At 64.2% G+C, this 24,840-nt stretch carries 23 protein-coding genes and 1 riboswitch; of the genes, 9 read left to right on the top strand and 14 right to left on the bottom strand.

All coding sequences use genetic code 11. The annotated features are described in order from the left end of the window. Window positions 1-79: 79 nt before the first annotated feature. Complete coding sequence (locus IVB41_RS28545; protein ID WP_007612196.1) at window positions 80-544, bottom strand: PaaI family thioesterase; 465 nt, start codon at window positions 542-544, stop codon at window positions 80-82. Between the two features lie 360 nt (window positions 545-904). Here IVB41_RS28545 and IVB41_RS28550 point away from each other — a divergent pair, with 360 nt between their 5' ends. Continuing rightward, window positions 905-1,216, top strand: a complete 312-nt coding sequence (locus IVB41_RS28550; RefSeq protein WP_027567635.1) for a hypothetical protein — start codon at window positions 905-907, stop codon at window positions 1,214-1,216. A 104-nt stretch (window positions 1,217-1,320) separates the two neighbouring features. Next, a complete protein-coding gene (locus tag IVB41_RS28555; protein WP_027567636.1) occupies window positions 1,321-1,575 on the top strand; it encodes a hypothetical protein in 255 nt (84 codons plus the stop codon). A 9-nt stretch (window positions 1,576-1,584) separates the two neighbouring features. Here the strand turns inward: IVB41_RS28555 and IVB41_RS28560 are convergent, their stop codons facing one another. Together IVB41_RS28560 and IVB41_RS28565 are read right to left on the bottom strand one after the other, a co-directional pair. Further along, window positions 1,585-1,818: a DUF6894 family protein gene (locus tag IVB41_RS28560; protein WP_027518878.1), complete on the bottom strand. Its 234-nt coding sequence runs from the start codon at window positions 1,816-1,818 to the stop codon at window positions 1,585-1,587. Window positions 1,819-2,021: 203 nt separating this feature from the next. Then, complete coding sequence (locus tag IVB41_RS28565; protein WP_027567637.1) at window positions 2,022-2,210, bottom strand: hypothetical protein; 189 nt, start codon at window positions 2,208-2,210, stop codon at window positions 2,022-2,024. A gap of 297 nt (window positions 2,211-2,507) precedes the next feature. On the opposite strand from IVB41_RS28565, the gene IVB41_RS28570 reads away from it, so the two are divergent. Next, window positions 2,508-2,789, top strand: coding sequence for a DUF2798 domain-containing protein (locus IVB41_RS28570; RefSeq protein WP_027567638.1), 282 nt, complete (start codon window positions 2,508-2,510; stop codon window positions 2,787-2,789). Between the two features lie 697 nt (window positions 2,790-3,486). Here IVB41_RS28570 and IVB41_RS28575 read toward each other — a convergent pair. Next, complete coding sequence (locus IVB41_RS28575; RefSeq protein ID WP_247437398.1) at window positions 3,487-3,654, bottom strand: hypothetical protein; 168 nt, start codon at window positions 3,652-3,654, stop codon at window positions 3,487-3,489. 252 nt (window positions 3,655-3,906) lie between these two features. Here IVB41_RS28575 and recA point away from each other — a divergent pair, with 252 nt between their 5' ends. The 3 genes from recA (at window position 3,907) to IVB41_RS28590 (ending at window position 7,077) form a co-directional block, all read left to right on the top strand. After that, window positions 3,907-4,995, top strand: coding sequence for a recombinase RecA (gene recA, locus IVB41_RS28580; RefSeq protein ID WP_092028156.1), 1,089 nt, complete (start codon window positions 3,907-3,909; stop codon window positions 4,993-4,995). A gap of 359 nt (window positions 4,996-5,354) precedes the next feature. Then, window positions 5,355-6,071, top strand: coding sequence for a hypothetical protein (locus tag IVB41_RS28585; RefSeq protein ID WP_247437399.1), 717 nt, complete (start codon window positions 5,355-5,357; stop codon window positions 6,069-6,071). A gap of 10 nt (window positions 6,072-6,081) precedes the next feature. Next, the gene (locus tag IVB41_RS28590) at window positions 6,082-7,077 is read left to right on the top strand and encodes a hypothetical protein (protein ID WP_247437401.1); all 996 of its coding nucleotides are present in this window, start codon (window positions 6,082-6,084) and stop codon (window positions 7,075-7,077) included. Window positions 7,078-7,252: 175 nt separating this feature from the next. Here IVB41_RS28590 and gcvP read toward each other — a convergent pair whose 3' ends face one another. From gcvP to gcvT, 3 genes are all read right to left on the bottom strand, one after another. Continuing rightward, window positions 7,253-10,117, bottom strand: a complete 2,865-nt coding sequence (gene gcvP / locus IVB41_RS28595; protein WP_247438222.1) for an aminomethyl-transferring glycine dehydrogenase — start codon at window positions 10,115-10,117, stop codon at window positions 7,253-7,255. A 180-nt stretch (window positions 10,118-10,297) separates the two neighbouring features. Then, window positions 10,298-10,666: a glycine cleavage system protein GcvH gene (gene gcvH / locus IVB41_RS28600; protein WP_247437404.1), complete on the bottom strand. Its 369-nt coding sequence runs from the start codon at window positions 10,664-10,666 to the stop codon at window positions 10,298-10,300. Between the two features lie 11 nt (window positions 10,667-10,677). Continuing rightward, a complete protein-coding gene (gene gcvT, locus IVB41_RS28605; RefSeq protein ID WP_247437407.1) occupies window positions 10,678-11,826 on the bottom strand; it encodes a glycine cleavage system aminomethyltransferase GcvT in 1,149 nt (382 codons plus the stop codon). Between the two features lie 143 nt (window positions 11,827-11,969). Further along, window positions 11,970-12,059: riboswitch (glycine riboswitch) on the bottom strand. A gap of 222 nt (window positions 12,060-12,281) precedes the next feature. Between gcvT and alaS the strand changes: the two genes are divergently transcribed. Together alaS and IVB41_RS28615 are read left to right on the top strand one after the other, a co-directional pair. Beyond that, window positions 12,282-14,975 (top strand): alanine--tRNA ligase, encoded by a 2,694-nt coding sequence (alaS, locus tag IVB41_RS28610; protein ID WP_247437409.1) that lies wholly within the window; start codon window positions 12,282-12,284, stop codon window positions 14,973-14,975. 4 nt (window positions 14,976-14,979) lie between these two features. Further along, complete coding sequence (locus IVB41_RS28615; RefSeq protein ID WP_247437411.1) at window positions 14,980-16,197, top strand: cyclic nucleotide-gated ion channel; 1,218 nt, start codon at window positions 14,980-14,982, stop codon at window positions 16,195-16,197. Window positions 16,198-16,201: 4 nt separating this feature from the next. Here the strand turns inward: IVB41_RS28615 and IVB41_RS28620 are convergent, their stop codons facing one another. Together IVB41_RS28620 and IVB41_RS28625 are read right to left on the bottom strand one after the other, a co-directional pair. After that, complete coding sequence (locus IVB41_RS28620; RefSeq protein WP_027567646.1) at window positions 16,202-16,696, bottom strand: DUF3455 domain-containing protein; 495 nt, start codon at window positions 16,694-16,696, stop codon at window positions 16,202-16,204. Window positions 16,697-16,795: 99 nt separating this feature from the next. Continuing rightward, complete coding sequence (locus tag IVB41_RS28625) at window positions 16,796-18,010, bottom strand: NADP-dependent isocitrate dehydrogenase (protein ID WP_027518867.1); 1,215 nt, start codon at window positions 18,008-18,010, stop codon at window positions 16,796-16,798. Window positions 18,011-18,379: 369 nt separating this feature from the next. On the opposite strand from IVB41_RS28625, the gene IVB41_RS28630 reads away from it, so the two are divergent. Next, the gene (locus IVB41_RS28630; RefSeq protein ID WP_247437412.1) at window positions 18,380-19,579 is read left to right on the top strand and encodes a TrmJ/YjtD family RNA methyltransferase; all 1,200 of its coding nucleotides are present in this window, start codon (window positions 18,380-18,382) and stop codon (window positions 19,577-19,579) included. Window positions 19,580-19,640: 61 nt separating this feature from the next. On the opposite strand, the gene IVB41_RS28635 is transcribed toward IVB41_RS28630, so the two are convergent. The 5 genes from IVB41_RS28635 to mddA all read right to left on the bottom strand — a co-directional run bounded on the left by IVB41_RS28635 (window position 19,641) and on the right by mddA (window position 24,730). Then, entirely contained in the window at window positions 19,641-21,344 is a 1,704-nt protein-coding gene (locus IVB41_RS28635; RefSeq protein ID WP_247437414.1) for an amidohydrolase, read from the bottom strand. 171 nt (window positions 21,345-21,515) lie between these two features. Continuing rightward, window positions 21,516-22,265, bottom strand: a complete 750-nt coding sequence (locus IVB41_RS28640; protein ID WP_247437416.1) for a PaaI family thioesterase — start codon at window positions 22,263-22,265, stop codon at window positions 21,516-21,518. A gap of 28 nt (window positions 22,266-22,293) precedes the next feature. Next, a complete protein-coding gene (locus tag IVB41_RS28645) occupies window positions 22,294-23,271 on the bottom strand; it encodes an NADPH:quinone oxidoreductase family protein (protein ID WP_247437417.1) in 978 nt (325 codons plus the stop codon). Then, complete coding sequence (locus tag IVB41_RS28650; RefSeq protein WP_247437419.1) at window positions 23,268-23,918, bottom strand: helix-turn-helix transcriptional regulator; 651 nt, start codon at window positions 23,916-23,918, stop codon at window positions 23,268-23,270. Before IVB41_RS28650 ends, IVB41_RS28645 begins: the two co-directional genes overlap by 4 nt. Window positions 23,919-23,941: 23 nt before the next feature. Further along, on the bottom strand, window positions 23,942-24,730 hold the full coding sequence (gene mddA / locus IVB41_RS28655) for a methanethiol S-methyltransferase (RefSeq protein WP_247437421.1): 789 nt from the start codon (window positions 24,728-24,730) through the stop codon (window positions 23,942-23,944). Window positions 24,731-24,840 lie beyond the last annotated feature (110 nt).

Below are 24,840 nucleotides of genomic sequence, written 5' to 3' on the forward strand. Positions count from 1 at the left end.
CGATCGCATTTCCTGCCTCGACATGACGCTATCGAGAGCCGCGATGCGCTGTGCGCTCACGCGGCTTCTTCTTTGATGCTCACCCCGGCAGCATCGCGAACGCGCTCGACACCATCGCCACCGGCTTGTTGTCGGTGGCCGAGAGCAGCGTGACCCGGCCAAAGCTCATGGTGCGGCCGAGTCGCACCACGCGGGCGTCGGCCAGCACGTCCGACGAGGAGACTGCGCGCATGAAATGCGTGGTCTGGTCGACCGTCGTCATCGGACGATAACCGCGGTTGGCGGCGAGGTTCGCAATCACCATGGCGGTATCGGCGAGTGCCATCAGCGCCTGGCCGCAGACCACGCCGCCGTTGCGGCACAGGCGCTCCGAGAAAGGCATGCGCAAGAGCGCTGCCGGCTGCCAGTCCGGCACGTCCGGCGGCGGCAGGTGCTCGATGCGCTCGACCGACAGGTTGAGATCCTGGACCCAGGGCGCAAAGACCTCGCCGAGGATGCGTCTGGCTTCAGTGATGCCGAACTCGGCTTCTGGCTGCGATGGCATTGCTGTCGTTTCCTCCGTGTTGCCGGATGTTCGGCATTCCGAGCGGACCGGCGCGGCAAAGTCACCCGGACTGCCGCGGGTCCCGTCGGCTTGAAAATGCCTGACTTCGCCCGGTATGATGCCACGGAGTGGGTATGGGTGGGTGATGTTGCGTCGGTATGTCCTCGTGTTTTGTCTGGCCGGGCTCGGCCTGTTGCTGAACGGGTGCACCAAGTGCGGCCCGATCTGGGACGACTGGCTCCACGCGCCGAAATCGTGCAAATCGGACCGGCTCTAGCGGGCCGAGCAGCCCCTGCGGTTGTGCCAGGGGTGACAAGGCGCGGGCGACCCGCGCCGCCATGGATGATCAAGGAGTCGATGATGAAGCTTTTCCGTATGGCCGCGGTGCTGGCTGTTCTGGCGGGACCGACCGTGCTGGCGGGACCGGCCTCTGCGCAAATGCCCAATCTCAATTTGCTGCAGGACGGTCCGGGCAAGACCCCTGAGGAGAAGGCCGCGGAAGCCGAGCGTGACAAGGCCTACAAGGAAACGCTGAAGAAGATTCCGGATTCCAAGGCCTCCAACGATCCCTGGGGCGGCATGCGCTCCGACCCGCCGAAGCAGGCGGCGGCGCCAAAGGCGTCGGCCGCGACCGGTGCGCCGAAGAAGAAGTCCGGCACGACTGCCAATTGACCTTCTGTCCGATCGGAGGCGGCTGATGCCTCCGGCCGGGACTCCATTTCGGCCGGCCCGCTTCCTACATTGCGCGAGAGCGTATTGCGTAAAGGAGGCGGGATATGGCCGATCGTCCGCGAGATCTCGCCGAGCGGATGGCGCGCCGGCGCAAGATGGGCGGCAAGCCCGGCGCGAGGGCCGGCGACGGCTATCTGCGCGAAACCTTCACGCTGCCACGCGCGGCGGCACGGGAGAGGGCGCAGGCCTTCTTCACCCGCTACCCCAAGGCCGGCTATATGAGCGCGGTCGAGACCTGGCGCGAGCTGCCCGGCGGCGACATCGAATTCACGATGCGGCGGCTGCCCAGCGCGGATTAGGACCGGTCCCTATTCGAAGGTTTCGGATGTGATGCGGATCCGGAACACGGGCTCCTTGGCCTCGTCCAGCAGCTCCATATTCCATTCGGAATTTTCCTGGAGCTTGCGGGCGATGCCGGCAGCCATGTCGGCGCAGACGCTGGTCATCTCCTTCCAGGCCAGATCGCGATCGGCAAATTCCGACGCCTGGTCGGCACAGCCGGAATAGCTGCCGTTCCGGATTCGAAAGAAGTAGAGCGGCATGGTTCGCACCGATCGCGCCTGATGGCTCCGTCCCCACGGCCATAATCGCGGGCAGTCCAATCCCAAACCGTCGGCAGATCAATTCCGGTCGGCTACGGAATAGCCCCATGGGCGCCGCTGCGTCCTATAGGCCATGACGGCTGCGGCGCGCCGGGGCGCGCCAGCCCGCCGCCGATCTCGGCCCTGCCGTTTAGGCCTGCCGCTCAGGCGGTTTTGCGCCCGATCGCCTTCAGCTCCCGATCGATGCGCAGCTGCACCCGCCGGATCGCCAACAGATCGATCTTGGTCTCGGTTCGGCCGGTCTTGATCTGCTCGCCGATCCGGAACTGCCACTGCCAGATGCCGGGAAGTGCCGTCTTGGCGACGGTGAACTCGACGCCCCTGTGATTCATGGCCTTCTCCCACGATTCACTTCCATCACTGAGAACATGCTGGGCGGCATAATATTCCAGGGAAAGCCAAATCTGTCGGTAAGCCCCGGATAGCTCACGGCTATCTTGCAAACGCAGGCGCGCCGAAACATTCGAAATCGGATGTCGAAAGACGCCGGCCACGCGCGGCGGCGCGAGACCTCATGCCCGTGGTTCTCCGACCAAGAACAGAGTTCCTGGGATGGGTAAGGGCACCTTCCGGAACGCGGCGGCATATGCCTTGCTTGGCCCGATGACGGTCAACAACATGGGCGCGTCATGCCGGGCATTCCCCGCCGCTATTCTCATTTCGTGTTCGGAATCATCCAGTCCGGACTGACCTCGCTGATCGCCGCGGGCATCGCCAGCTTTCCGGCAGGGAACGCACTGGACTTCCTCGCGCACTGGATGGTGTCGTGGCTGATCGCATGGGCGGCGATGCTGCCGATCGTGCTGCTCGCGGCGCCGGCGATCCGCGCCTTCTCGCTGCGGCTGACGCAGGAGGAGGGCGGTTCGCAAACCGGCCGGCCGGCATGGAAATCGGCATCAAAATCGGAATGAAATCGGAATGAAAAACCCCGCTTGGAAGAACCAAGCGGGGAAAGGTTATTGGAGGCTGAGGTGCTGGGCTGCAACACCATAGCCAGGCGAACCTAGCCGGCTCAGCTTACGACAGCCTGACAAGGCTGACGGTGGCAGCGAAAGCCTGAGCGCGGCGGGCCGCAGACTGGCCCCGCACCGGTCCCAATTTCGACATCCGTTCGCACAACTCAGGACACAACCGCAGGCGAGATTTCGCAGCGACGGTGCTGCCATGGGGGAAACGTGGCGCACCGGCAACGGGGTGGCATCATGGACAACGTAGAGCGGTCATTCGCCGCCGCGACGGCGGCTGGCTTCGTCGTGCTGGTGATCGGCATCGGGTTGCTGGTTCTGCTATAGGCGGTGTTGGGTGCCGGGAGACGGCTCTGGGGGTGGAAAGGCCCATGCGCGCCTTTCAAAAACACGAAAACAACCCCATGCACAGTAGCCCGCCGGAAAATTCCGCCACTAAATCAATGGCTTGCTGGTAGTAATTGGATACCATATCGACTCGGACGCGCCTCCACGACCATCCGAATCCCGATTCCCGTGCCGATCTTTTTGAGATCAATGGCGCCGCTCCGGCCTCGTCGCTGGCGCGTTGCCGCTGGCGAACACCGCCGCCGCCTGCCCAGCCAGCCGGCCTGTCAGCTCCTAAGCCCTCGTCCCCGCGGCCTTAGTGAACCTTGATCGCGTCCAGCGGCAGATGGAGTTCGGCGGCACGCTCTTCGCGATCCTTCTTGCGGAACTCGTTTTCCTTGCGCTCGAACTTGCTCAGCTCCTCTCGCGCCGCCTCCAGCAGTGGAGAGCGCCGGCTCGTATCGTGATGCGTATTTTCCGTCATGATTGGAAGTCCCAGAGTTGCAGTCTCATCCAAGAGAAGGCCGCAGACCGCGAAAGGTTCGGTGCCGCAGGATTACCGAATTCTGGCGGCGTGCGGGTCATCCGTCTTTGATGCGCGTCAGCCAGAGCGTGCAAATTCCCAAAAGAACATATTGCGAACCTAGAACAAATAGGGTACATTGTTTTTATCGCCGCGCCGCCTCGCCAATCGTTTGTCCCTCACGCGAATCCTCGTCATAAGGAGCACGACCCGATGTCCACCACTGCCCTGCGTATCGTCGAAGGATCCTCCATGGACAAGAGTAAAGCTCTCGCCGCCGCGCTCTCCCAGATCGAGCGGCAGTTCGGCAAGGGCTCGGTGATGAAGCTGGGCAAGAACGACCGTTCGATGGATGTCGAGGCGATCTCGTCGGGCTCGTTGGGGCTCGATATCGCGCTCGGGATCGGCGGCCTGCCGAAGGGGCGCGTCGTGGAGATCTACGGGCCGGAATCCTCGGGCAAGACCACGCTGGCGCTGCACACGGTTGCGGAAGGGCAGAAGAAGGGCGGCATCTGCGCCTTCATCGACGCCGAGCACGCGCTCGACCCGGTCTATGCGCGCAAGCTGGGCGTCAACATCGACGAGCTCCTGATCTCCCAGCCGGACACCGGCGAGCAGGCGCTGGAAATCTGCGACACGCTGGTGCGCTCCGGCGCGGTCGACGTGCTGGTGATCGATTCGGTCGCGGCCCTGGTGCCGAAAGCCGAGCTCGAGGGCGAGATGGGCGACGCGCTGCCGGGCCTGCAGGCCCGTCTGATGAGCCAGGCGCTGCGCAAGCTGACGGCGTCCATCAACAAGTCCAATACCATGGTGATCTTCATCAACCAGATCCGCATGAAGATCGGTGTGATGTACGGCTCGCCGGAGACCACCACCGGCGGCAACGCGCTGAAATTCTACGCCTCCATCCGTCTCGACATCCGCCGCATCGGCGCGATCAAGGAGCGCGACGAGGTTGTCGGCAACACCACCCGCGTCAAGGTCGTGAAGAACAAGCTGGCGCCGCCCTTCAAGCAGGTCGAGTTCGACATCATGTACGGCGAGGGCGTCTCCAAGATGGGCGAGATCCTCGATCTCGGCGTCAAGGCCGGCATCGTCGAAAAGTCCGGCGCCTGGTTCTCCTATGACAGCCAGCGCCTCGGCCAGGGCCGCGAGAATTCGAAGGCGTTCCTGAAGGCCAACCCCGACATCACCGCCAAGATCGAGACCTCGATCCGCCAGAACTCCGGCCTGATCGCCGAGCAGATTCTCGCCGGCAGCCCCGAGCGTGACGCCGACGGCGAGGAGCCGGGGGACGAGTAAGCCTCAACGGGTAGAGTTTTTCGCGAGGAGCGGGCGCTGAGGACGTTGAGTTGCCGACGTCGTCAGTGCCCGTTTCGTTTTGCCTGGAGTATTTAGGCGATGAAGCGTGCGTTTCTGACGAGTTCGTCCGGCTTCGACCTCATGCGCTCGGGCCTTGCCGAAATCGTCATCCCCTTCACGTTCCGCTTTGTCGATGGGCCTCCGCCTCTTAACGAACTTGCAGTCTATGTCCCCGCCCGCTCGGGGGGAGCGGGTCCGGGACGCACTGGTCGGACTTCGTTGGACGCCGGCCGTCGGCTGCCGAAGACCGCAGACATCTTTCGCTGGTCGAGTTCTGCCAATCCTACGACCTGGTCGAATTGTGGTTCGATCGGACCCCAAATGATCAGCTCCAGCTGATCTGGCTGCTCGAATATCTCCGCTCCCACCCAGAGACCGTGGCCAAGTCAAAGCTCCGACTGATTGCCTTCGATCTCATCTCACAGGAGGCGGCGAACATTAGTAAGTCGCTGTCCTACATTCCGGCTGTCGACATCACCTCGGATGAACTCGCAACGGCAAGGAAGGCTTGGCTGGCCTACGCCGCGCCGACGCCCGAGGCCTGTGTCGGCCTCGTTGACAACGATCTGAGTGCCCTGCCGATGCTGAAGCCGGCCTTGATCGACTTGCTGGCGGAGCTTCCGTCAACGGGGCTCGGCGCGACGGAAATGCGATTCCTCGAACTCATTGCACGGGGTTACGAACGGACGAATGCATTGTTCCATCTGCGTAGTCTTCGCCGTACGCGTGTTTTTAGCGAGTTTGAGCTGGGGTGGTTGCTGCACGGACTTGCGCTAGGTCCGAGACCCGCGATTGCCGGACTCGACGATGAACTGCGGAATATCCGCCGAGAGAATCTGAGGGACCGTGATGAGGCTTATCTGCGGAGCAGATTGTCGATAACGGAGTTTGGGAGGTCGGTGCTGGCGGGCAGGGAAGATTTCAGCCGCCACAATCCAATCGATCGCTGGTGGGGCGGCACGCGGCTGACCAACGATCGGCTGTGGCGCTACGGCCCTTCTTTGACGAAGCCTTGAGGCCACCGGCATGATGCGGCTCATTGTGACAACGGACTCGTCCACCGCCGGCGCGATCCAACGCGCCGGCCTTGCTGATCTCGTGATTGCGATCGAGCGCCGGCTGGTCTGGGGACCGTTGCCGTCCGATGTCGAGCTCGATGCGTTTTTTGCGCCACGCACCAAGCAGCCACATGGCCTTCATTGGCTGGATGATACGCCGCGCTGGCGTCTCGAAGGATCGGGTGCGAAGGATCGCGGATTGATCGAATTGTTCGCTGAATGCGACTCGGTCGAATTGTGGATGGAGTCAGAGCCGAATGCGCAATTGATTCTGCTCCGGTTGCTCGACTACTGCTGGCGCGAGAAATCGGCGGTTCCCAAGCTCGTCATGCGTCAGCTGGACATCTCCGTTGGCGGCGCCGATGCCGAGCGACTTGCAGCGCTCAACCCGCCGACCGTCAAGCCCACGAAAGATCACCTTGATCTGACCGGCCGTGCGTGGCGCGCCTATCGCGCGCCGACGCCGCAGGACTGGTTTGATCTCCTCAAGGCGGATTTAGGCCTGCTGCCGCAACTCGGTCAGTGTGTGGCGGACCTCCTCGACGAGCTTCCGAGTGTCGCCATCGGTCTTGGAGCGACTGAAACGCGAATGCTGGAGTTGATCGCACCGGGCGACGTGCATCCCTTTGACGTTTTCCCGGGTGAGCAGAAACGCAATGAGCGGCGCGTTTTCGACTACTGGGAAGTCGGAGCGCTGCTCGATGGCCTCGTGCGATGTCCGGAGCCGGCGATATCGGGGCTCGACGAGGGGCCGTTTACGCTCGACATGCACAACGATCCTCTCCGTCACGCGCGATACAAGCAGTCCCGTTTGTCGCTCACCGATTTTGGGAAGGCGGTGCTGGCAGGAGAAGACGATTTCCTCCGTCATAACCCGATCCACCGATGGTGGGCTGGGACTGAGCTGACCAATGAACGGCTGTGGCGGTGGGATCGCGAAAGCCGATCGTTGGTTGCGCCCTAGATGCGCGTTCAGTGCCGTAGGGGGTGGGTTAGCCCTGCGACTGCGCGCAGCGCAGTTCGCACGGCGTAACCCACCACTGTTCGTCGCCGCGGAAGCTAAAGCGGTGGGTTACGCCGGCGGTCTGCGCCTTCGCGCCGCCGCCAGCTAACCCACCCTACGAAACCTCCGTCGCGTCTTACTCCGCCGCCTCCGCGTAATCGCTCACCGGCGGGCACGAGCACACCAGATTGCGGTCGCCATAGACGTTGTCGACGCGCCCCACCGGGCTCCAGTATTTGTCGGTGCGCGAGGTGCCTGCGGGGAAGCAGCCCTCGGCGCGGGTGTAGGCGCGCTTCCAATCGTCGTCCGCGATGTCATGCACGGTGTGTGGGGCATGACGCAGCGGCGACGCCTCGATCTTGAAGCGGCCGGCTTCGACCTCGGCGATTTCCTTCCGGATCGCGATCATGGCATCGCAGAAGCGATCCAGCTCCGCCTTGGATTCCGACTCGGTCGGCTCGATCATCAGCGTGCCCGGCACCGGAAAGCTCATGGTCGGCGCATGGAAGCCGTAGTCGATCAGGCGCTTGGCGATGTCGTCGACGGTGACGCCTGAGGTCGTCTTCAGCGCGCGGGGATCGACGATACACTCGTGCGCGACGCGGCCCTTTTCGTTCTTGTAGAGAACCGGGAAGTGCGCATCGAGCCTTGCTGCGACGTAGTTGGCGTTGAGGATCGCGATCTCGGTGGCGCGCTTGAGGCCTTCGCCGCCCATCATCAGGATGTAGATGTAGGAGATGGTGAGGATCGAAGCCGAGCCGAACGGCGCGGCCGAGACCGGCCCCACGGGCGCTTTCCCATCCGTCGCGGGATGACCGGGCAGGAACGGCTTAAGGTGCGCCTTGACGCCGATCGGGCCCATGCCCGGGCCGCCGCCGCCATGCGGAATGCAGAAGGTCTTGTGCAGATTGAGATGGCTGACATCGGCGCCGTAGTCGCCGGGCCGGGACAAGCCGACCTGCGCGTTGAGGTTGGCGCCGTCGAGATAAACCTGGCCGCCATGGCCATGCACGATGTCGCAGATCTCGCGAATGTGCTCCTCGAACACGCCATGGGTCGAGGGATAGGTGATCATGACAGCGGCGAGGTCGTTTGAATGCTTTTCCGCCTTGGCGCGGAGATCGTTGACGTCGACATCGCCGTTCTTTTCGCAGGCGACCACCACCACGTCCATGCCAACCATCGCGGCCGAAGCCGGGTTGGTGCCGTGGGCGGAGGAGGGGATCAGGCAGATCTTGCGATGCGTCTCGCCACGCGCCGCGTGATAGCCGCGGATGGCCAGAAGCCCGGCATATTCGCCTTGCGCGCCCGAGTTCGGCTGCAGCGAGATCGCGTCATAGCCGGTGATGTCGCACAGCCACTTCTCCAGGCGCGCGAACAGCGCGTGATAGCCGCGTGCCTGCTCGCGCGGGGCGAACGGATGCAGCGAGCCGAACTCGGGCCAGGTCAGCGGCATCATCTCGGTGGTCGCGTTCAGCTTCATGGTGCACGAGCCGAGCGGGATCATCGCGCGGTCGAGCGCGAGGTCGCGATCGCTGAGCTTGCGCATGTAGCGCAGCATCTCGGTTTCCGAGCGATGCGCGTGGAAGACGGGGTGGGTGAGGAAAGAGGTCGCGCGCTTGAGCGCCTCCGGCAGCGCCTCGCGCGTGGTGGCGTCAATCTCGGCATAGGCAAGCTGGCCGCCGAAGGCGCGCCAGACCGCTTCGACCGTCGCGGGCGTGGTGGTCTCGTCGAGCGCGATCCGCAATGCGGTTTCGCCGACGCCAAGGTTGATCTTGTCGGCAGCGGCGCGCGCGACGATCTCGGCGCGTTTGCCACCTGCATCCACGCTGAGCGTGTCGAAGAAATTGTCGGACTGAAGCGTAAAGCCGAGCTTGCGCAGGCCGGCCGCCAGCACGGCGGCGCGGCGATGCACGTTGCGCGCGATCTGCGAAAGGCCTTCGGGGCCGTGATAGACCGCATACATCGAGGCGATCACGGCGAGCAGCACCTGCGCGGTGCAGATGTTGGAGGTCGCCTTCTCGCGACGGATGTGCTGCTCGCGGGTCTGCAGCGCGAGGCGATAGGCCGGCATTCCGCGCGAATCCACGGAGAGGCCGACGATGCGGCCGGGCAGCGAGCGCTTGAGCGCATCGCGCACCGCCATATAGGCCGCGTGCGGTCCGCCATAGCCCATCGGCACGCCAAAACGTTGCGCCGAGCCGATGGCGATGTCCGCGCCGAGCTCGCCGGGCGAGGCGAGCAGTGTCAGCGCCAGCAGATCGGCGGCGATGATCGCGAGCGCGCCCTTGGCCTTCAGGCTGGCGATCGCGGGCCTGAGGTCGCGCACAGCGCCTGAACTGCCCGGATATTGCAGCAGCGCGCCAAGCACGTCCGTCTTGTCGAGATCGGTGAGGGGATCGCCGACGACCAGGGTCCAGCCCAGGGGCTCCGCGCGGGTGCGCATCACCGCGAGCGTCTGCGGATGCACGTCCTTGTCGACGAAGAAGGCCTTTGCTTCGACCCGTGAGTGCCGCTCCGCGAGCGCCATCGCTTCGGCGGCAGCGGTGGCCTCGTCGAGCAGCGAGGCGTTGGCGACGTCGAGCCCGGTGAGGTCGCAGATCATGGTCTGGAAGTTGAGCAGCGCCTCGAGCCGGCCCTGGCTGATTTCGGGCTGGTAGGGCGTGTACGCCGTGTACCAGGCCGGGTTCTCCAAAATGTTGCGCTGGATCACCGCGGGCAGGATCGTGCCGGAATAGCCTTGGCCGATCAGCGAGGTGAAGACCTGGTTCTGGGCGGCGAGTTCGGCCATATGCGCGATCGCTTCGGTCTCGCTCAAGGGCTTGCCGAGATCGAGTGGGGCGGTCTGCCGGATCGAGGCCGGCAGCGTCTGCGCCATCAGCGTGTCGACGCTGTTCGCGCCGACGGCCTCGAGCATCGCGGTGACGTCGCGCGCGGAGGGGCCGATGTGGCGGCGAACGAAGCTGGTGGTATCGCCATTGGATTTGCGGTGCGCGGTCATCATGGGTCCTCGCTTCAGATGTTCTTGTCGCCGTCATGCCCCGCGAAGGCGGGGCATCCAGTAAACGCAGCCGCTTCGGCTGGGGCCGATGGGCCGCGGCGTACTGGATCGTCCGCCCCAGTGCGCAGTGCGCACAAGGCGGACGATGACACCGAATATGAGGTCGGAGTTCGCATCATCTCACGCCGTGTGGGCCTTGTACGCCGCTTCGTCCATCAGACCGCCGAGCTCGCTCTTGTCGGCAATCCTGATCTTGAAGAACCAGGCCGCGCCTTGCGCATCCGAGTTCACCAGCGCGGGCTCGGCGGCGAGCGCAGCATTGGTCTCGAGCACTTCGCCCGTCACAGGCGCGTAGACGTCCGATGCGGCCTTCACGGATTCGACGACGGCGGCGGGTTCGGCCTTCTTCAGCGTGCGGCCGAGCTTGGGCAATTCGACGAACACGACGTCGCCGAGCTGCGACTGCGCGTAGTCGGTGATCCCGACGGTGGCGACATCGCCGTCGATCGCGAGCCATTCGTGGTCGGAGGTGTACAGCGTCGTGGTCATTTTCTCAGTCCTCAGCGTTTGTAGGTGTTTTTCACGAAGGGCATGGCGGCGATTTGCACGGCCAGGCGTTGGCCGCGCACTTCGGCGAAGAGTTTTGTGTCGATCGCGCTCGATGCCGTGGGCACATAGCCCATCGCGACCGGCGCATTCAGGCTCGGGCCGAAACCGCCCGAGGTGACCTTTCCGATCGGCTCGCCGGAGGTCGCGTCCGCAAACAGCAGCGCGCCCTCGCGCACCGGCGCGCGGCCCTCGGTGCGCAGGCCGACGCGGCGGCGGGATGCGCCGTGATCGAAGTGAGCGAGGATCTTCGCAGCGCCAGGAAAGCCGCCGGCGCGCGCGCCGCCGGTGCGGCGGCTCTTCTGCACCGACCATTCCAGCGCGGCCTCGACCGGCGTGGTCGCGGTATCGATGTCGTGGCCGTAGAGGCAGAGCCCGGCTTCGAGCCGCAGGCTGTCGCGGGCGCCGAGCCCGATCGGCATGACGTCGGGATTGTCGAGCAGCGCTTTGGCCAGCCGTTCGGCATCGCCGGCAGGAACCGAAATCTCGAACCCGTCCTCGCCGGTATAGCCGGAGCGCGAGACGAAGCAGTCGAGGCCGGCGACCTTGTGCGGGCCGGAATCCATGAATTTCATGTCGGGCGCCTCTGCACATAATTTCGCCAGCGCCGATTCCGCCTTCGGCCCCTGCAGCGCAATCAGCGCGCGGTCGGCCAGCTGCTCGATGACGCAGTCGTCCGAGAGATTCGCGCGCAGATGCGCCTCGTCCTCGGCCTTGCAGGCGGCATTGACCACCAGGAAGAGGTGATCGCCGAAATTGGCGACCATCAGATCATCCAGAATCCCGCCCTCGGCATTGGTGAATTGGGCGTAGCGCTGCCGGCCAGGCGCGATCGCCATGATATCCTGCGGCACCAGCCGTTCCAGCGCGCGGGCGGCGTCCTCGACCTTGCCCGATTTCGGCCGGAGCGCGATCTGGCCCATGTGGGAGACGTCGAACAGGCCGGCTGCGTTGCGGGTATGAAGGTGCTCCTTCAGGACTCCGGCCGGATATTGCACCGACATGTCATAGCCCGCGAACGGCACCATCTTGCCGCCGAGCGAGACATGAAGATCGTAAAGGGGGGTACGTTTCAGGGAGTCTTTGTCGTCACGCGCAAGCATCGGGGGGCCCTCGGCGGTTCCCCGGGAACGATTTCCCGTGGACACCAGTCGAAGCCCCATCTGTCGCTGTGCCTGAGAGTATTATCCCGTCGGCGGACGCTGTCCGGACCTAAACCCGTCGGCGCCTCTTTCCAGATGCTGTCAAAGCCACGCGGTCCTTTTGCCTGAGAGTTTCCGGGGCGGTTGCTCCTTCGGCGCCGGCTACCAGTGCCGGTCTCTCCCGACGTGGCCGTACGATACAGATGGGTAAAGACCACAGGCCGGCCAAGCCTGTCAACGCGGCATCGGCGGCTTTCCAACGGATTACGCGACTGCGGCAACGCCTTGATCTGGCTGCACAGTTTCTGGACAGCGAAGCTGGCCTTGTCTAAAAGCGCTTTGACCCGCAGATATCAGCCCAAACTCGCGGTTTGGATGGCTGGAAGGCGGGTGCAAGCACACCCGATTGGATGAACATGAGCGGCGTCAACGAGATCAGGTCGACCTTTCTGAACTTCTTTGCCGAGAACGGCCACGAGATTGTGTCGTCCTCGCCATTGGTGCCGCGCAACGATCCGACGTTGATGTTCACCAATGCCGGCATGGTGCAGTTCAAGAACGTCTTCACCGGCGTCGAGAAGCGGCCCTACCAGCGCGCCACCACCTCGCAGAAATGCGTGCGCGCCGGCGGCAAGCACAACGACCTCGACAATGTCGGCTACACCGCGCGCCATCTCACCTTCTTCGAGATGCTCGGCAACTTCTCGTTCGGCGACTATTTCAAGGAGCGCGCGATCGAGCTGGCCTGGACGCTGATCACGAAGGAATACGGGCTCAAGAAGGACAAGCTGCTCGTCACGGTCTACCACACCGACGACGAGGCGGCCGGACTGTGGAAGAAGATCGCGGGCTTCTCCGAGGACCGCATCATCCGCATCCCGACCTCGGACAATTTCTGGGCGATGGGCGACACCGGCCCGTGCGGCCCGTGCTCGGAAATCTTCATCGATCGCGGCGAGCACATCTGGGGCGGGCCTCCGGGCTCCCCGGAGGAGGACGGCGATCGCTTCCTCGAATTCTGGAACCTGGTGTTCATGCAGTACGAGCAGGTGACGAAGGAGGAGCGCGTGGCGCTGCCGCGTCCCTCGATCGACACCGGCATGGGGCTGGAGCGCATGGCCTGCATCATGCAGGGCGTCGACAGCGTGTTCGAGACCGACCTGTTCCGTCATTTGATCGACGCGACGGCGTCCGCTCTCGGAAGCGGACCGGACGAGAAGACCGTGGCCTCGTTCCGCGTCATCGCCGACCATCTGCGTTCGTCGGCCTTCCTGGTCGCCGACGGCGTGCTGCCCTCGAACGAGGGCCGCGGCTATGTGCTGCGCCGGATCATGCGCCGCGCGATGCGCCATGCGCAGCTGCTCGGTGCGCAAGAGCCGCTGATGCATCGCCTGGTCTGGGCGCTGGTGCGCGAGATGGGCCAGGCCTATCCGGATCTGATGCGCGCGGAAAATTTGATCGAGGAAACGCTGCGGCTGGAAGAGACCCGCTTCCGCAAGACGCTGACGCGCGGCCTCGCCATTCTCGACGAGAAGAGCGCGTCCTTGAAGAAGGGCGACATGTTCGACGGCGACGTCGCCTTCACGCTGTACGACACCTATGGCTTCCCGCTCGATTTGACGCAGGACGCGCTGAAGTCGCGCGGCATCAGCGTCGACCAGGCGTCCTTCACCGATGCGATGGAGCGTCAGAAGGCCAAGGCGCGCGAATCCTGGAAGGGGTCTGGCGAAGCTGCTTCCGAGGCGATCTGGTTCCCGCTGCGTGAGAAGCTGGGCGCAACCGAATTCCTGGGTTACGAGACCGAGAGCGCTGAAGGCGTGGTGACCGCGCTGGTCAAGGACGGCAAGGAAGCCACGAGCCTCAAGGCCGGCGACACCGGCGCGATCGTGCTGAACCAGACGCCGTTCTATGCGGAGTCCGGCGGCCAGGTCGGCGACACCGGCGTATTGACCGGCGAGGGCGGCATCAAATTCCGCGTCACTGACACGCAGAAGAAGCTCGGCGATTTCTTCGTTCACGTCGGCACATTGGAGAGCGGCGAGCTGAAGCTCGGCACCGCTCTGCAGCTCGAAGTGGATCACGGCAGGCGCTTTTCGATCCGCGCGCATCACTCGGCCACGCATCTCATCCACGAGGCGCTGCGCCAGGTGCTCGGCGACCACATCGCCCAGCGCGGCTCGATGGTTGCGCCGGATCGGCTGCGCTTCGACTTCGTGCATCCGAAGCCGATCACGGCGGAAGAGCTCGCGCGGGTCGAGGACATCGCGAACGACGTGGTGCTGGAGAATGACGAGGTCTCGACCCGCGTCATGGGCGTGGACGAGGCCCGCGAAGCCGGCGCACGCGCGCTGTTCGGCGAGAAATATGGCGACGAGGTTCGCGTCGTCTCGATGGGCCGGACCGCGCGCGAGCGCGGCGCCAACGCACTCGGCTGGTCGGTCGAACTGTGCGGCGGCACGCATGTGAAGCGCACCGGCGACATCGGGCTGATCACGCTGACGGGCGAGAGCGCGGTCGCCTCCGGCGTGCGCCGCATCGAGGCGCTGACCGGCAACTACGCGCGAAAACACGCCAACGACACCATGGCGCTGGCGAAGACCGCGGCCCACGAGCTGCGCACCTCGATCGACGACGTCCCGGCGCGCATTGCCGCGCTGATGGAGGAGCGCAAGAAGCTCGAGCGCGAACTCTCCGACGCCCGCAAGAAGCTGGCGATGGGCGGCGGTGCAGCTTCGAGCAACGGCGCGGCCTCAGGCGTGCGCGAAGTCGGCGACGTCAAGCTGATGGCGCGCGCGGTCGAGGGCATCGAGATGAAGGATCTCAAGAGCCTTGCCGACGACGGCAAGAAGCAGATCGGCTCCGGCGTCGTCGCCATCGTCGGCGTCACCGAGGATGGCAAGGCCGGCGTCGTGGTTGGCGTCACCGCGGACCTCACCTCGCGCTTCAATGCGGTCAATCTGGTGAAGGTCGCCTCCGAGGCGCTTGGCGGCAAGGGCGGCGGTGGGCGGCCCGATATGGCCCAGGCCGGCGGCCCCGATGGCGCCAATGCGGGCGCGGCGCTCACGGCGATCGAAAAAGCCATGATCGAACAAAAATCGGCCGGCGCGTAGGCAGGTGCGCCCCGTTCCGCGAGGACGTGGCTCAGCCGATCCCGATCTGAGGGATCGCCTCTACGAATTGCTGGAGCACGATCCGCTGGCCTACTCGGTCGGGTCGCGCTTCATCCAGCTGATCATCGGCGTCGACGTGGTCGCGATGATCCTTGCCTCGGTGCCGGAGCTGGACGCGGAATTCGGCGCGCTGTTTTCGGCGATCACCATCCTGTCCGTGATCGTGTTTGCGCTGGAATATGCGGCGCGGCTGTGGACGGTGGCGGGCCATACCCAGCGCGCGGCGTCCGCGTTGTCGGATCGGCTCAGTTATGTCTTCTCCGCACTCGGCATCATCGACCTCCTCGCGTTCCTGCCCGCCGCGGTCGTGCTCGCCACCGGCCGGCATGCGACGCTGGCAGCGCTCGGCGTGCTGCCGTTCTTCAAGCTGGTGCGCTACTCGCCGGCGATGCGTTCGCTGCTCGCGGCCGTGCACGCCGAGCGGCGGGCGCTGATCGGCTGCATCGTCATCCTGATCGGCGCGGTGCTGACGTTTGCCTCGCTGCTCTACGCCATCGAGCGCGACGTGCAGCCGGACAAGCTCGGCACCATTCCGCAGGCGATGTGGTGGGCGATCGTGACGCTCGGCACGGTCGGCTATGGCGACGTCGTGCCGGTGACGGCGCTCGGGAAGTTCATCTCCGTCTTCACCATCATCAGCGGATTTGCCATGATCGCGCTGCCGGTCGCGATCATCTCGACGGCCTTTGCGGAAGAGGTGAAGCGGCGCGACTTTGTGGTCACCTGGGGCATGCTGGCGCGGGTGCCGCTGTTCTCGCATCTCAGCGCATCCGAGATCGCCGACATCATGCGGCTGCTGCGGGCACGCACGATCGAGCAGGGCGAGATATTGGTGCGGCGGGGCGATGCGGCTTCGTCGATGTATTTCATCACCGCCGGCGAGGTCGAGATCGCGCTGCCGAACCAGCAGGTGCGGCTCGCGGATGGCACCTTCTTCGGGGAGATCGCGCTGCTGCACAAAACCAAGCGCAGCGGCACGGTGACGGCGACGCGCAAGACCCGACTGCTGGTGCTCGACGCCCAGGACTTTCACGCCCTGATCGAACGCATGCCGACGCTCGCCGCGCACGTCCACAAGACGGCAAAGGCGCGGCTGGAGGGCAGCGGCGATCTTGCGGTGGCGGAGCTGGCGCAGGCGGAGCGCGAAGGCACCGACCGCTGAGCGCTCAGCCTTTCTTCAGGAAGACGTAGTCGGCCGAATAGGGCGCGCTCTTGAAATCGCCGGCCTTGTCGCAAGAACCCTCGAGCTTGCCGCCATGGGTGTTGATGCGCTGAACCGTCGTAACCGGCGTGAGGACGCCACTGCCCCGGTGGGTCGTCACTTCCAGCTTCAGCCAGGGAATGTCGGCCGCGGTGGTACCCGGGGCATTGCCGGCGGCCTTGGCGGCCACGGCGCTGCCGTCGGCATGCTCCCAGTTCGGTCCCGCATAGTGACGGCCGATCGTCTTGCCCTCAGACAGCAGGGTGGCGATCGGTTCGCGAAAACCCCAGGCGAGCTTGCCGTCGGTGCCGGCCTTGCACTCATAGACCTGCGCGCCCTCGGCGTGGACGCTGAGCACGACGCTCTCGCCGGGCGCCGCGATGGCGTCGGGGAGTGGGTCGGCGGCCAGAGCCGGTCCAGCGAGCAGCAACAGGCAGGGGACGGCAAGCTTGATCGACATGGTCGCATCTCCACGCAAAGGTCCAAATAAGCGAACGGGCCGCGCTTGCGACGCGGCCCGTGATGATGTCCGGCCCAGTCGGGCGAAATTGCGGACGGCTTACGCCGCCAGCGCCTTCCCGAGGTTCTCGGCGACCTTGTCGAGGAAGCCGGTGGTCGAGAGCCAGCGCTGGTCGGCGCCGACCAGGAGCGCGAGGTCCTTGGTCATGTAGCCTTCCTCGACGGTGTCGACGCAGACCTTCTCCAGGGTGTTGGCGAACTTGGCGAGCTCGGCATTGTTGTCGAGCTTGGCGCGGTGCGACAGGCCGCGGGTCCAGGCGAAGATCGACGCGATCGAGTTGGTCGAGGTCTCCTTGCCCTTCTGGTGCTCGCGATAGTGGCGGGTCACCGTGCCGTGGGCGGCTTCGGCTTCCACTGTCTTGCCGTCGGGGGTGAGGAGAACCGAGGTCATCAGGCCGAGCGAGCCGTAGCCCTGCGCCACGGTGTCGGACTGCACGTCGCCGTCGTAGTTCTTGCAGGCCCAGACATAACCGCCGGACCATTTCAGCGCGGAGGCGACCATGTCGTCGATCAGGCGGTGCTCGTAGGTCAGGCCCTTGGCGTCGAATTCCTTCTTGAACTCGCGCTCGTAGATGTCCTGGAAGATGTCCTTGAATCGACCGTCATAGATCTTCATGATCGTATTCTTGGTCGAGAGATAGACCGGGTAGTTGCGCAGCAGGCCGTAATTCAACGACGCGCGGGCGAAGTCGATGATGGAATCGTCGAGATTGTACATCTGCATCGCGACGCCGGCGCCCGGGGTCTTGAACACTTCCTTCTCGATCACCGTGCCGTCCTCGCCGACGAACTTCATCGTCAGCGTGCCCTTGCCCGGGAACTTGATGTCGGTGGCGCGATACTGGTCGCCATAGGCGTGGCGGCCGATGATGATCGGCTTGGTCCAGCCGGGAACCAGGCGCGGCACGTTCTTGCAGATGATCGGCTCGCGGAAGATCACGCCGCCGAGGATGTTGCGGATGGTGCCGTTCGGCGACTTCCACATCTGCTTGAGGTTGAACTCCTTCACCCGCGCCTCGTCCGGAGTGATGGTGGCGCACTTGACGCCGACGCCGACCTTCTTGATGGCCTCGGCGGCGTCGATCGTCACCTGATCGTTGGTCTCGTCACGGTACTCCATGCCCAGGTCGAAATAGAGCAGCTCGACATCGAGGAACGGGTTGATCAGCTTGTCCTTGATGTACTGCCAGATGATCCGGGTCATCTCGTCGCCATCGAGTTCGACGACGGGGTTGGACACCTTGATTTTTGCCATGATCGGGGAAGCCTCTTCGGAACGGCGCTTGTGGCGCGCCACGGGAATATCCGCCGCCTCTTAGCACCTGATAGCAGCGGGCGAAAGCCAAGGGATTATGCACTTTTAGCTCATCCAGCCTCCGCAGATGGGGGGCGGGAGCAGCCCTGCCGCGGGGACCGGGCTGAGGTTTCAGGCGAGATTCAAAAGTCGAATTCAACCCATTATTTCCCTTGAGAATTTCGTCAGGACAGGCAAACGACAGGCGGACGGGCAGCCGGCCCAAGACTGGGTCAAATCCGGGTCGAGACCAGGTCAGGACCGGCCTTGAATCAATTCATGAAGAGCGCCTCTCCAAGGCCTTGAGAACCAGTGTGAAAGCGAAGCGAGATGTCGGGGACTGACAAGAGCAAGGCGGGCCTTTCCCTCGACGGTCCCATCGTCATCCTGGTCGAGCCGCAGCTTGGCGAAAACATCGGCATGGCCGCGCGCGCCATGGGCAACTTCGCGCTGAGCCGATTGCGCATCGTCAATCCTCGCGACGGCTGGCCCAACATCGCCGCCCAGCGCGCCGCGGCCGGGGCCGACTATATTCTGGACAAGGTCGAATTGTTCGACACGGTCGGTGAGGCCGTCGCCGATCTCGACCTGCTGTTCGCCACCACCGCGCGCCCCCACGACCAGGCCAAGCCGGTGGTGGGGCCGGAAGCCGCAGCTAGCGAGATTTCCGGGCACGTCGCGGCGGGCGGCAAGGCCGGTATCCTGTTCGGCCGGGAGCGCTGGGGGCTGACTAACGAGGAGGTCGGGCTCGCCAACCGCATCATTACCTTTCCGGTCAATCCGGGCTTTGCCTCGCTCAACCTCGCCCAGGCCGTGCTGCTGGTCGGCTACGAATGGTTCAAGCGGGCGACCTCCGGCGAGTTGCCGCACGCCATGCCGGACCGCTCCGAGCGCGCCTCGCAGCATCAGATGCAGGCCTTCTTCGACAATCTCATCCGCGAACTCGACCGGGTCGAATTTTTGCGCCCGGCCGAGAAGCGCGACACCATGCTGGTGAACCTGCGCAACATCTTCACCCGGATGGAGCCGACCAAGCAGGACATGCACACCCTCCATGGGGTGGTGATGGCGATCGCGGAAGGGCGCAAGGGCCCGGCCAAGGGCGGCGTGCTCGACGGCGAGCAGGCAACGCGGCTGCGTGCGCTTTTGGCCGAGCACGGTCAGGGCGGCGGCGTTCCCGACAGCGGCTCCACCGTGCGCGGCCTCGCCCGCCTGCTCCGCCGCAATCCGACCGATGCCGAACGCCTGCTCTGGCAGGCCCTCACCCGCGACCGCCGCTTCGCAGGCGGGTTCAAGCGCCAGACCCCTGTGGGGCGGCACATCCCGGACTTCGTCTCGTTCCCGCATCGGATCGCGATCGAGCTGGTGAACACGGGTGAGAACGAGACGATCGTCGCGGATCGCGCGTCGCGGCGGGCGTGGCTCGAGGCAAGGGACTATCGGGTGATCGAGATGCGGGCGGCGGATGTCGAGCGGGATATCGAGGCGGAGCTGGTGCGGTTGCAGGGGATGATCGAGCAGGGCGTGTAGATTTTCGTCGGGAAGCAGAGCGAATTGTCGCTCTCGCTCACCTTGGCCGATCAGCGCCGGTTCAGCGCTGAAAGACAACCTTGCCGCCGACCAGCGTCAGGTCCGCCTTGATGTCCTTGATCTGCTCCTCGGGCACGGCCGCGTAGTCAGCGGAGAGCACCACGATGTCCGCCAGCTTTCCGGGCTCAATGGTCCCTTTGCGGGCTTCATCGAAGTTGTAGCGCGAAGCCGCGCTGCTGTAGAGCCGTAGGGCCTGCTCGCGCGTAATAGCTTCTGCCGAGCCGTAGATGTTTCCGTTGGGATCCTTCCTGGTCACCATGATGTACATGTTGAGGAAGGGGTTGATCGGGTTGACCGGAAAATCCGTCCCGGCGCCGAGGCTGTTGAGTTCCATTTTTTCGATCAACGTCCTGGTCGGCACGGCGCGGTCAGCGGTCGCTTTCCCGAGAAATCGTTCGACGGTCGCTCCCTTATCCCACATGAAAACGTTCTGGAAATCGATGCGGACTCCTAGTCTTCGCGCACGCTCCATCTGTTCTGGCCGGATCAGGCTGGCGTGGATGAGGACGAAGCGACGGTCGCGGATCGATTTTTCTTTATCCGCTGCCTCGAAGGCATCGAGCACCTGGTCAACACCCAGGTCGCCGACGACGTGGACTCCGACACGCCAGTCATAACGGTTGCAGACGGAGATGAGTTGCTTCAGCCGCTCAGGTGTCTGCTGCGTGATGCCGTGATAGTTGTCGTGTGAATCGGGGTACACGTCACGCATGAGCGCCGTCTTCAGCGTCATGCCGCCGTCGTAAAAGATCTTGATGCCGGCGAACTTGAGCCAATCGTCACCGAACCCTGAGGAGGCGCCATTGCCTGACATGATCGCTTCCCATGCGGTCAGATCGGCGGGGGGCTCCGGTCGAAACATCACGCCGGTGCGCAAAGTGGCTTTCCCCGCTGCGACAAGCTTGTGCAGCGTTCGGACATCACGTGGCTCTGTTGCGCCTTCGATCACACTGGTGATGCCGAAGCTGTTCAGCACACCTTCGGCAATGGTGAATTGCCGCATTTCGTCGTCTTCTGTCCAAGGTGGTACGGCCTTCTCGACCCGATCGATCGCCGTCTCCACGAGCACGCCGGTCAAGTCACCGGCTGCGTCGCGTTCAAACTTACCACCACTCGGGTCCGCGGTGGTCTTGTCGACACCGACCACTTGTAGAGCCATGGTGTTCGCCATCGAGAAATGCCCGACGGTGCGAAGATAGACCGGGTTGTTCGGAGCAACACTATCGATCTCCTGCCTCGTGAGATAGCGCTTCTCGGCCAATTGTGAGGGCGGATGCCACGCGCCACCTACAATCCACTCACCCGGCTTCTTCTTGGTGGCGAATGATTTGATGGCCTCGAGCGCGTCCGCGACGGTCTTGGCTCGGCCCAGGCTTACGACATAGTCGCCCAGACCAGCGGCCTTGAAGTGAGCGTGTGTATCGATCAATCCGGGGATGACGGTCTTGCCGGACACGTCGAGCACGCGGGTCCGGGCGCCTGCAAGCGCCTTGATCGAAGCACTGGTTCCGGTCGCGATGATCTTTCCATCCGCGACGGCGACTGCCTCCGTGACGGTCGATCGGTCGTCTAAGGTCAGAACCTTGCCATTAACGAGGACGAGGTCAGGCGCATTAAGCTCCGGCTGCTGTGCCTCGGCATTTGCGACGCCAGCGACGAACATGCCCGTAGCAAGGATTGCAAATGCCTTTAACTTGCGGACCATCGCGTACCCTCTTGGATCTTTTTTGCTTGGCGACAGCTGCAAGAGTATCTTTGATTAAACGTGGGTTCGACGCTTCTCGACGGTTGGCAGCGTCGCACGGATGGCAAAGTGGAGTGCTCCCGTGGTTAGCTGGAAAGCTGGCCGTCCCGGTACCGGGCGCCCATGTCCCCTCTACGAACGACGCCCGAGCTGCACCTCGCGCTCCACCGCAATCCATGTCGTGCGCGCCACCGCCAGCAACTTCCCGGCTCCATCATGCACCACAGCCTCGGCCGTGCGCTTGCGGCCATCGCGGCCCGTCGGCCAGGCCGTGATGATGCAGGGCTCGCCGGGGTGCGGGCGGGCCTCGATCCGCGCCGACATCCGCCCCAGCAGCAACGGTGCCTTGTCGAAGCTGCCGGTCTGCTGATCGCAATTGCAGGCAAAGCCGGTGGGGCAGTCGAGCGCCGACCAGAGGAATTCCGGCGCGACGAGGCCGTCGTCGGCGGCGAGATTCTTATCCGGTGTCCAGCTCGCTGCCAGAACGGCGTTGTGACCACGGAGCGAGCCGGCAAAAATGCGCAGGCCGTCTCCCTTGGCCCTTGCGGGGCCGCACACGAAACATGTCGGCAGCGGATGCTCGTGCGGCTTCACCGGCGTCAACAATTCGGCCGCGCAGGCCTCCTCGAAGCTGGCTGTTTCCACGCGCGCAAGCTCGACGCTTGCCGGCCGCCCGGTCGCGACGATCTTGTCGCCATCGCGAAGCTGCCATGCGGCGTCGTCCGTTGCGACCGCATCGAGCGGCGTGTCCAGCGGCGGCGGTGCGCGCAGCGTGATCTCCGCGGCGCCGGGAATGTGGCGGGCCAGCCGGCCGCAGACATAGCCGCCGTTGCCGGAGTTCGGAGGACCGCAAAAGCGTTTGTCGATGATGATCTGTGTCATCGGTTTTGTTCTCTCTTCCCCGTGCACTTTACCTGATTTTGAGGACAATTCGCCCCTGAACCGTTCGGTTGGCCACGGCACGCATGGCTTCGCCGGCCTCCTCCAAAGGGAGGACGCGATCGATGTGCGGGCGGATTTTTCCGCCGGCCAGCAATTGCATCAGCGTGGCGTTCATGCGCGCCGCATCGAGGGAGAATTTCTCCGCCCAGGCGCCGACGAAGACCCCGAGGATGGAATAGTTCTTCAGCAGCGGAAGGTTCATCGGGAGCTGGGGAATCTCGCCGCTGGCGAAACCGATCGGCATCAGCCTTCCGCCCCACTTCATCGACCGGGCCATCTGCTGGAATATCGCGCCGCCGACATTGTCGAAGCCGATATCGATCCCTTCGCCGCCTGTGATCGCCTTGATCCGGTCGCGCAGATCCTCGCTACGATAATTGACGATGTCGCTGGCTCCATAATTGCGAACCAGGGCGGCCTTGTCATCGGAGCCGATCCCGGCGACGACGCGCAAGCCCAAATGGCGGCCGAGATCGACGGCGGCAAGGCCAACTCCGCCGGCAGCGCCGGTGACGAACAGCGTTTCGCCGCGCTGCGCCCTGGCCCGCTCGACCAGCGCATAATAGGCCGTGCCGTAATTGTGCAGGACCGTCGCCGCTGCCTCGAACGCGACGCCTTCCGGCAGAAGCACGCACTTTGAGTCCTTCGCTATCATCCTTTCGGCGTAGCCGCCGGTCCAGGCGCTGCATGCCACGCGGTCGCCGGGAGCGAATGCCGTGACCTCGCCGCCGACCGCGATGACGACACCGGATGCTTCCGTGCCGGGCACGAAGGGCGTCGGCGGCCGCATCTGGTAGAGTCCCGAGACCATCAACTGGTCCATGAAACTGACGGAGGCCGCATGGACGTCGATCAGGATCTCGTCGCCGGAGGGCTTCGGCTCGTCGATTTCACTGAGGCGCAAATCGGCGGGGCCAGTGAATGAGCTGCATAGAATTGCTCTCATCGTGTCGCTCCAACGGATTGTCTGCATTCGGCAGGTTTGCGTAATGGCGTCGCATATCCCGCGACAAGCTTGACGAAATCTGCCTGTCGCGCTGCACCGGTCTTTTCGAACAGGCGCCGGACATGCGTCTTGATCGTCGTATTGGCGACGCCGAGCGCCGCCGCCACTTCGGGAACGCCGCCGAGTTCGACGATCGCGAGCATCACACGCAACTCGGTCGGCGTCAGTTTGAATGCCTTGCCGATCACTTCGGAACGAGGCGGTATCGTGAGCGCCGCCCTGCGGACGAACAACGCTGCGACGGCGCTGTAGGCGATGCCCCCAAGTCGGCGCGCGCCGGAAGTCAACGGCAGAGCATGGGCGACGTGGCGCTTCCCATCCCGCCCGATCATCGGCACCGCGATCCCGTCGGCGCCGAGGAACGCGTTTTCCTGCCCGGCGGCTGCGAAAAAATGCTGCAGGGTCCGGTTGACCGTCGGATCGCAAGCCGCGAGGTGCCCGCGGATTTCGTGCAGGATGTCGCGCGCTTCGATCATGTCCTGCCCGGCAGTATTGGCGTGAATGAGACGCGCCTCCGCGTCAACGAGACAAAGACCGACGTCAAGCCCATCCAGCGTATCGGCAAACGTGGCGGCCTCCGCCGACATCCGGGGAATAGTTGATACTGCATTCATTGCGACGCTCCAGCAGGCCGAGGCGGCTGGCGATCTTCCGTCCGACGACCGAAAAGACGCGGCAGCAGCATGGGAACGCGTCGGCGATAATCCTGGTACGTCGCGCCGAATTCGGCGATCAGGTCGCGCTCCTCGAACTGAAGCGCGGCCAGGATGTAGGCGGTGTTTGCGAGCGCAAACAGAAGGTGGCCGACGGTCATCTCGGGCGTGGCCCAGAACGCGAGCAGGAAGCCGAGCATGATGGGATGCCGCACGATCTTGTAGAGCAGTGGTGTTCTGAACGATTGACCTGGTATCTCGCTCCCGCGGAACGCGACGAAGGCCTGGCGCAGGCCGAACAGATCGAAATGATCGATCATGTGGGTCGAGGCGAACGCGATCAGCCAGCCAAGCCAATGCACGCCGATTAGCAACCAGGCCGCGATTCCGCTCGCTTGCCAGACCGGCGTCGGGATCGGGCGCCACTGCCAGAACAGCAACAGCAGGATCAGGCTGGAGAGCAGCACATAGGTGCTGCGCTGGCAGGCGGGGGGAAGGAATTTGGCCGACCATCGCTTGAAGACCGGGCGCGCCATGACGCTGTGCTGGATCGCAAACAGGCCCATCAGCAGCAGGTTGACGACGATAGCCACGCTCAGGTCCATCGGGTTGCCGACGTCGATCGACCTATCGATCGACTTGGGCACGACATAATTGCCGACGAAACCGAGCGCATAGAGAAATGAGACCGTGAAGATCACGTAGCTCACGATGGCGTAGAGCAGGATCAGGAGGCGCGAGATCATGTTTTTTCCTATTGTGCCTGATGGAGCCGTGCCGCATGGAGGAGCCTGAATTGCTCGCCGGCGAGCAGGCTCGATCTGCCCCGACTGCTATTGCTGGACCGTCCCCTGTG

Source organism: Bradyrhizobium sp. 44 (assembly GCF_023073095.1).
Lineage (GTDB): Bacteria > Pseudomonadota > Alphaproteobacteria > Rhizobiales > Xanthobacteraceae > Bradyrhizobium.

Coding starts and splice junctions, on each gene's coding strand:
- IVB41_RS28545 (WP_007612196.1), bottom strand. CDS start 544: ATGCCATCGCAGCCAGAAGCCGAGTTCGGCATCACTGAAGCCAGACGC.
- IVB41_RS28550 (WP_027567635.1), top strand. CDS start 905: ATGAAGCTTTTCCGTATGGCCGCGGTGCTGGCTGTTCTGGCGGGACCG.
- IVB41_RS28555 (WP_027567636.1), top strand. CDS start 1,321: ATGGCCGATCGTCCGCGAGATCTCGCCGAGCGGATGGCGCGCCGGCGC.
- IVB41_RS28560 (WP_027518878.1), bottom strand. CDS start 1,818: ATGCCGCTCTACTTCTTTCGAATCCGGAACGGCAGCTATTCCGGCTGT.
- IVB41_RS28565 (WP_027567637.1), bottom strand. CDS start 2,210: ATGAATCACAGGGGCGTCGAGTTCACCGTCGCCAAGACGGCACTTCCC.
- IVB41_RS28570 (WP_027567638.1), top strand. CDS start 2,508: ATGCCGGGCATTCCCCGCCGCTATTCTCATTTCGTGTTCGGAATCATC.
- IVB41_RS28575 (WP_247437398.1), bottom strand. CDS start 3,654: ATGACGGAAAATACGCATCACGATACGAGCCGGCGCTCTCCACTGCTG.
- recA (WP_092028156.1), top strand. CDS start 3,907: ATGTCCACCACTGCCCTGCGTATCGTCGAAGGATCCTCCATGGACAAG.
- IVB41_RS28590 (WP_247437401.1), top strand. CDS start 6,082: ATGATGCGGCTCATTGTGACAACGGACTCGTCCACCGCCGGCGCGATC.
- gcvP (WP_247438222.1), bottom strand. CDS start 10,117: ATGACCGCGCACCGCAAATCCAATGGCGATACCACCAGCTTCGTTCGC.
- gcvH (WP_247437404.1), bottom strand. CDS start 10,666: ATGACCACGACGCTGTACACCTCCGACCACGAATGGCTCGCGATCGAC.
- gcvT (WP_247437407.1), bottom strand. CDS start 11,826: ATGCTTGCGCGTGACGACAAAGACTCCCTGAAACGTACCCCCCTTTAC.
- alaS (WP_247437409.1), top strand. CDS start 12,282: ATGAGCGGCGTCAACGAGATCAGGTCGACCTTTCTGAACTTCTTTGCC.
- IVB41_RS28620 (WP_027567646.1), bottom strand. CDS start 16,696: ATGTCGATCAAGCTTGCCGTCCCCTGCCTGTTGCTGCTCGCTGGACCG.
- IVB41_RS28625 (WP_027518867.1), bottom strand. CDS start 18,010: ATGGCAAAAATCAAGGTGTCCAACCCCGTCGTCGAACTCGATGGCGAC.
- IVB41_RS28630 (WP_247437412.1), top strand. CDS start 18,380: ATGTCGGGGACTGACAAGAGCAAGGCGGGCCTTTCCCTCGACGGTCCC.
- IVB41_RS28635 (WP_247437414.1), bottom strand. CDS start 21,344: ATGGTCCGCAAGTTAAAGGCATTTGCAATCCTTGCTACGGGCATGTTC.
- IVB41_RS28640 (WP_247437416.1), bottom strand. CDS start 22,265: ATGACACAGATCATCATCGACAAACGCTTTTGCGGTCCTCCGAACTCC.
- IVB41_RS28645 (WP_247437417.1), bottom strand. CDS start 23,271: ATGAGAGCAATTCTATGCAGCTCATTCACTGGCCCCGCCGATTTGCGC.
- IVB41_RS28650 (WP_247437419.1), bottom strand. CDS start 23,918: ATGTCGGCGGAGGCCGCCACGTTTGCCGATACGCTGGATGGGCTTGAC.
- mddA (WP_247437421.1), bottom strand. CDS start 24,730: ATGATCTCGCGCCTCCTGATCCTGCTCTACGCCATCGTGAGCTACGTG.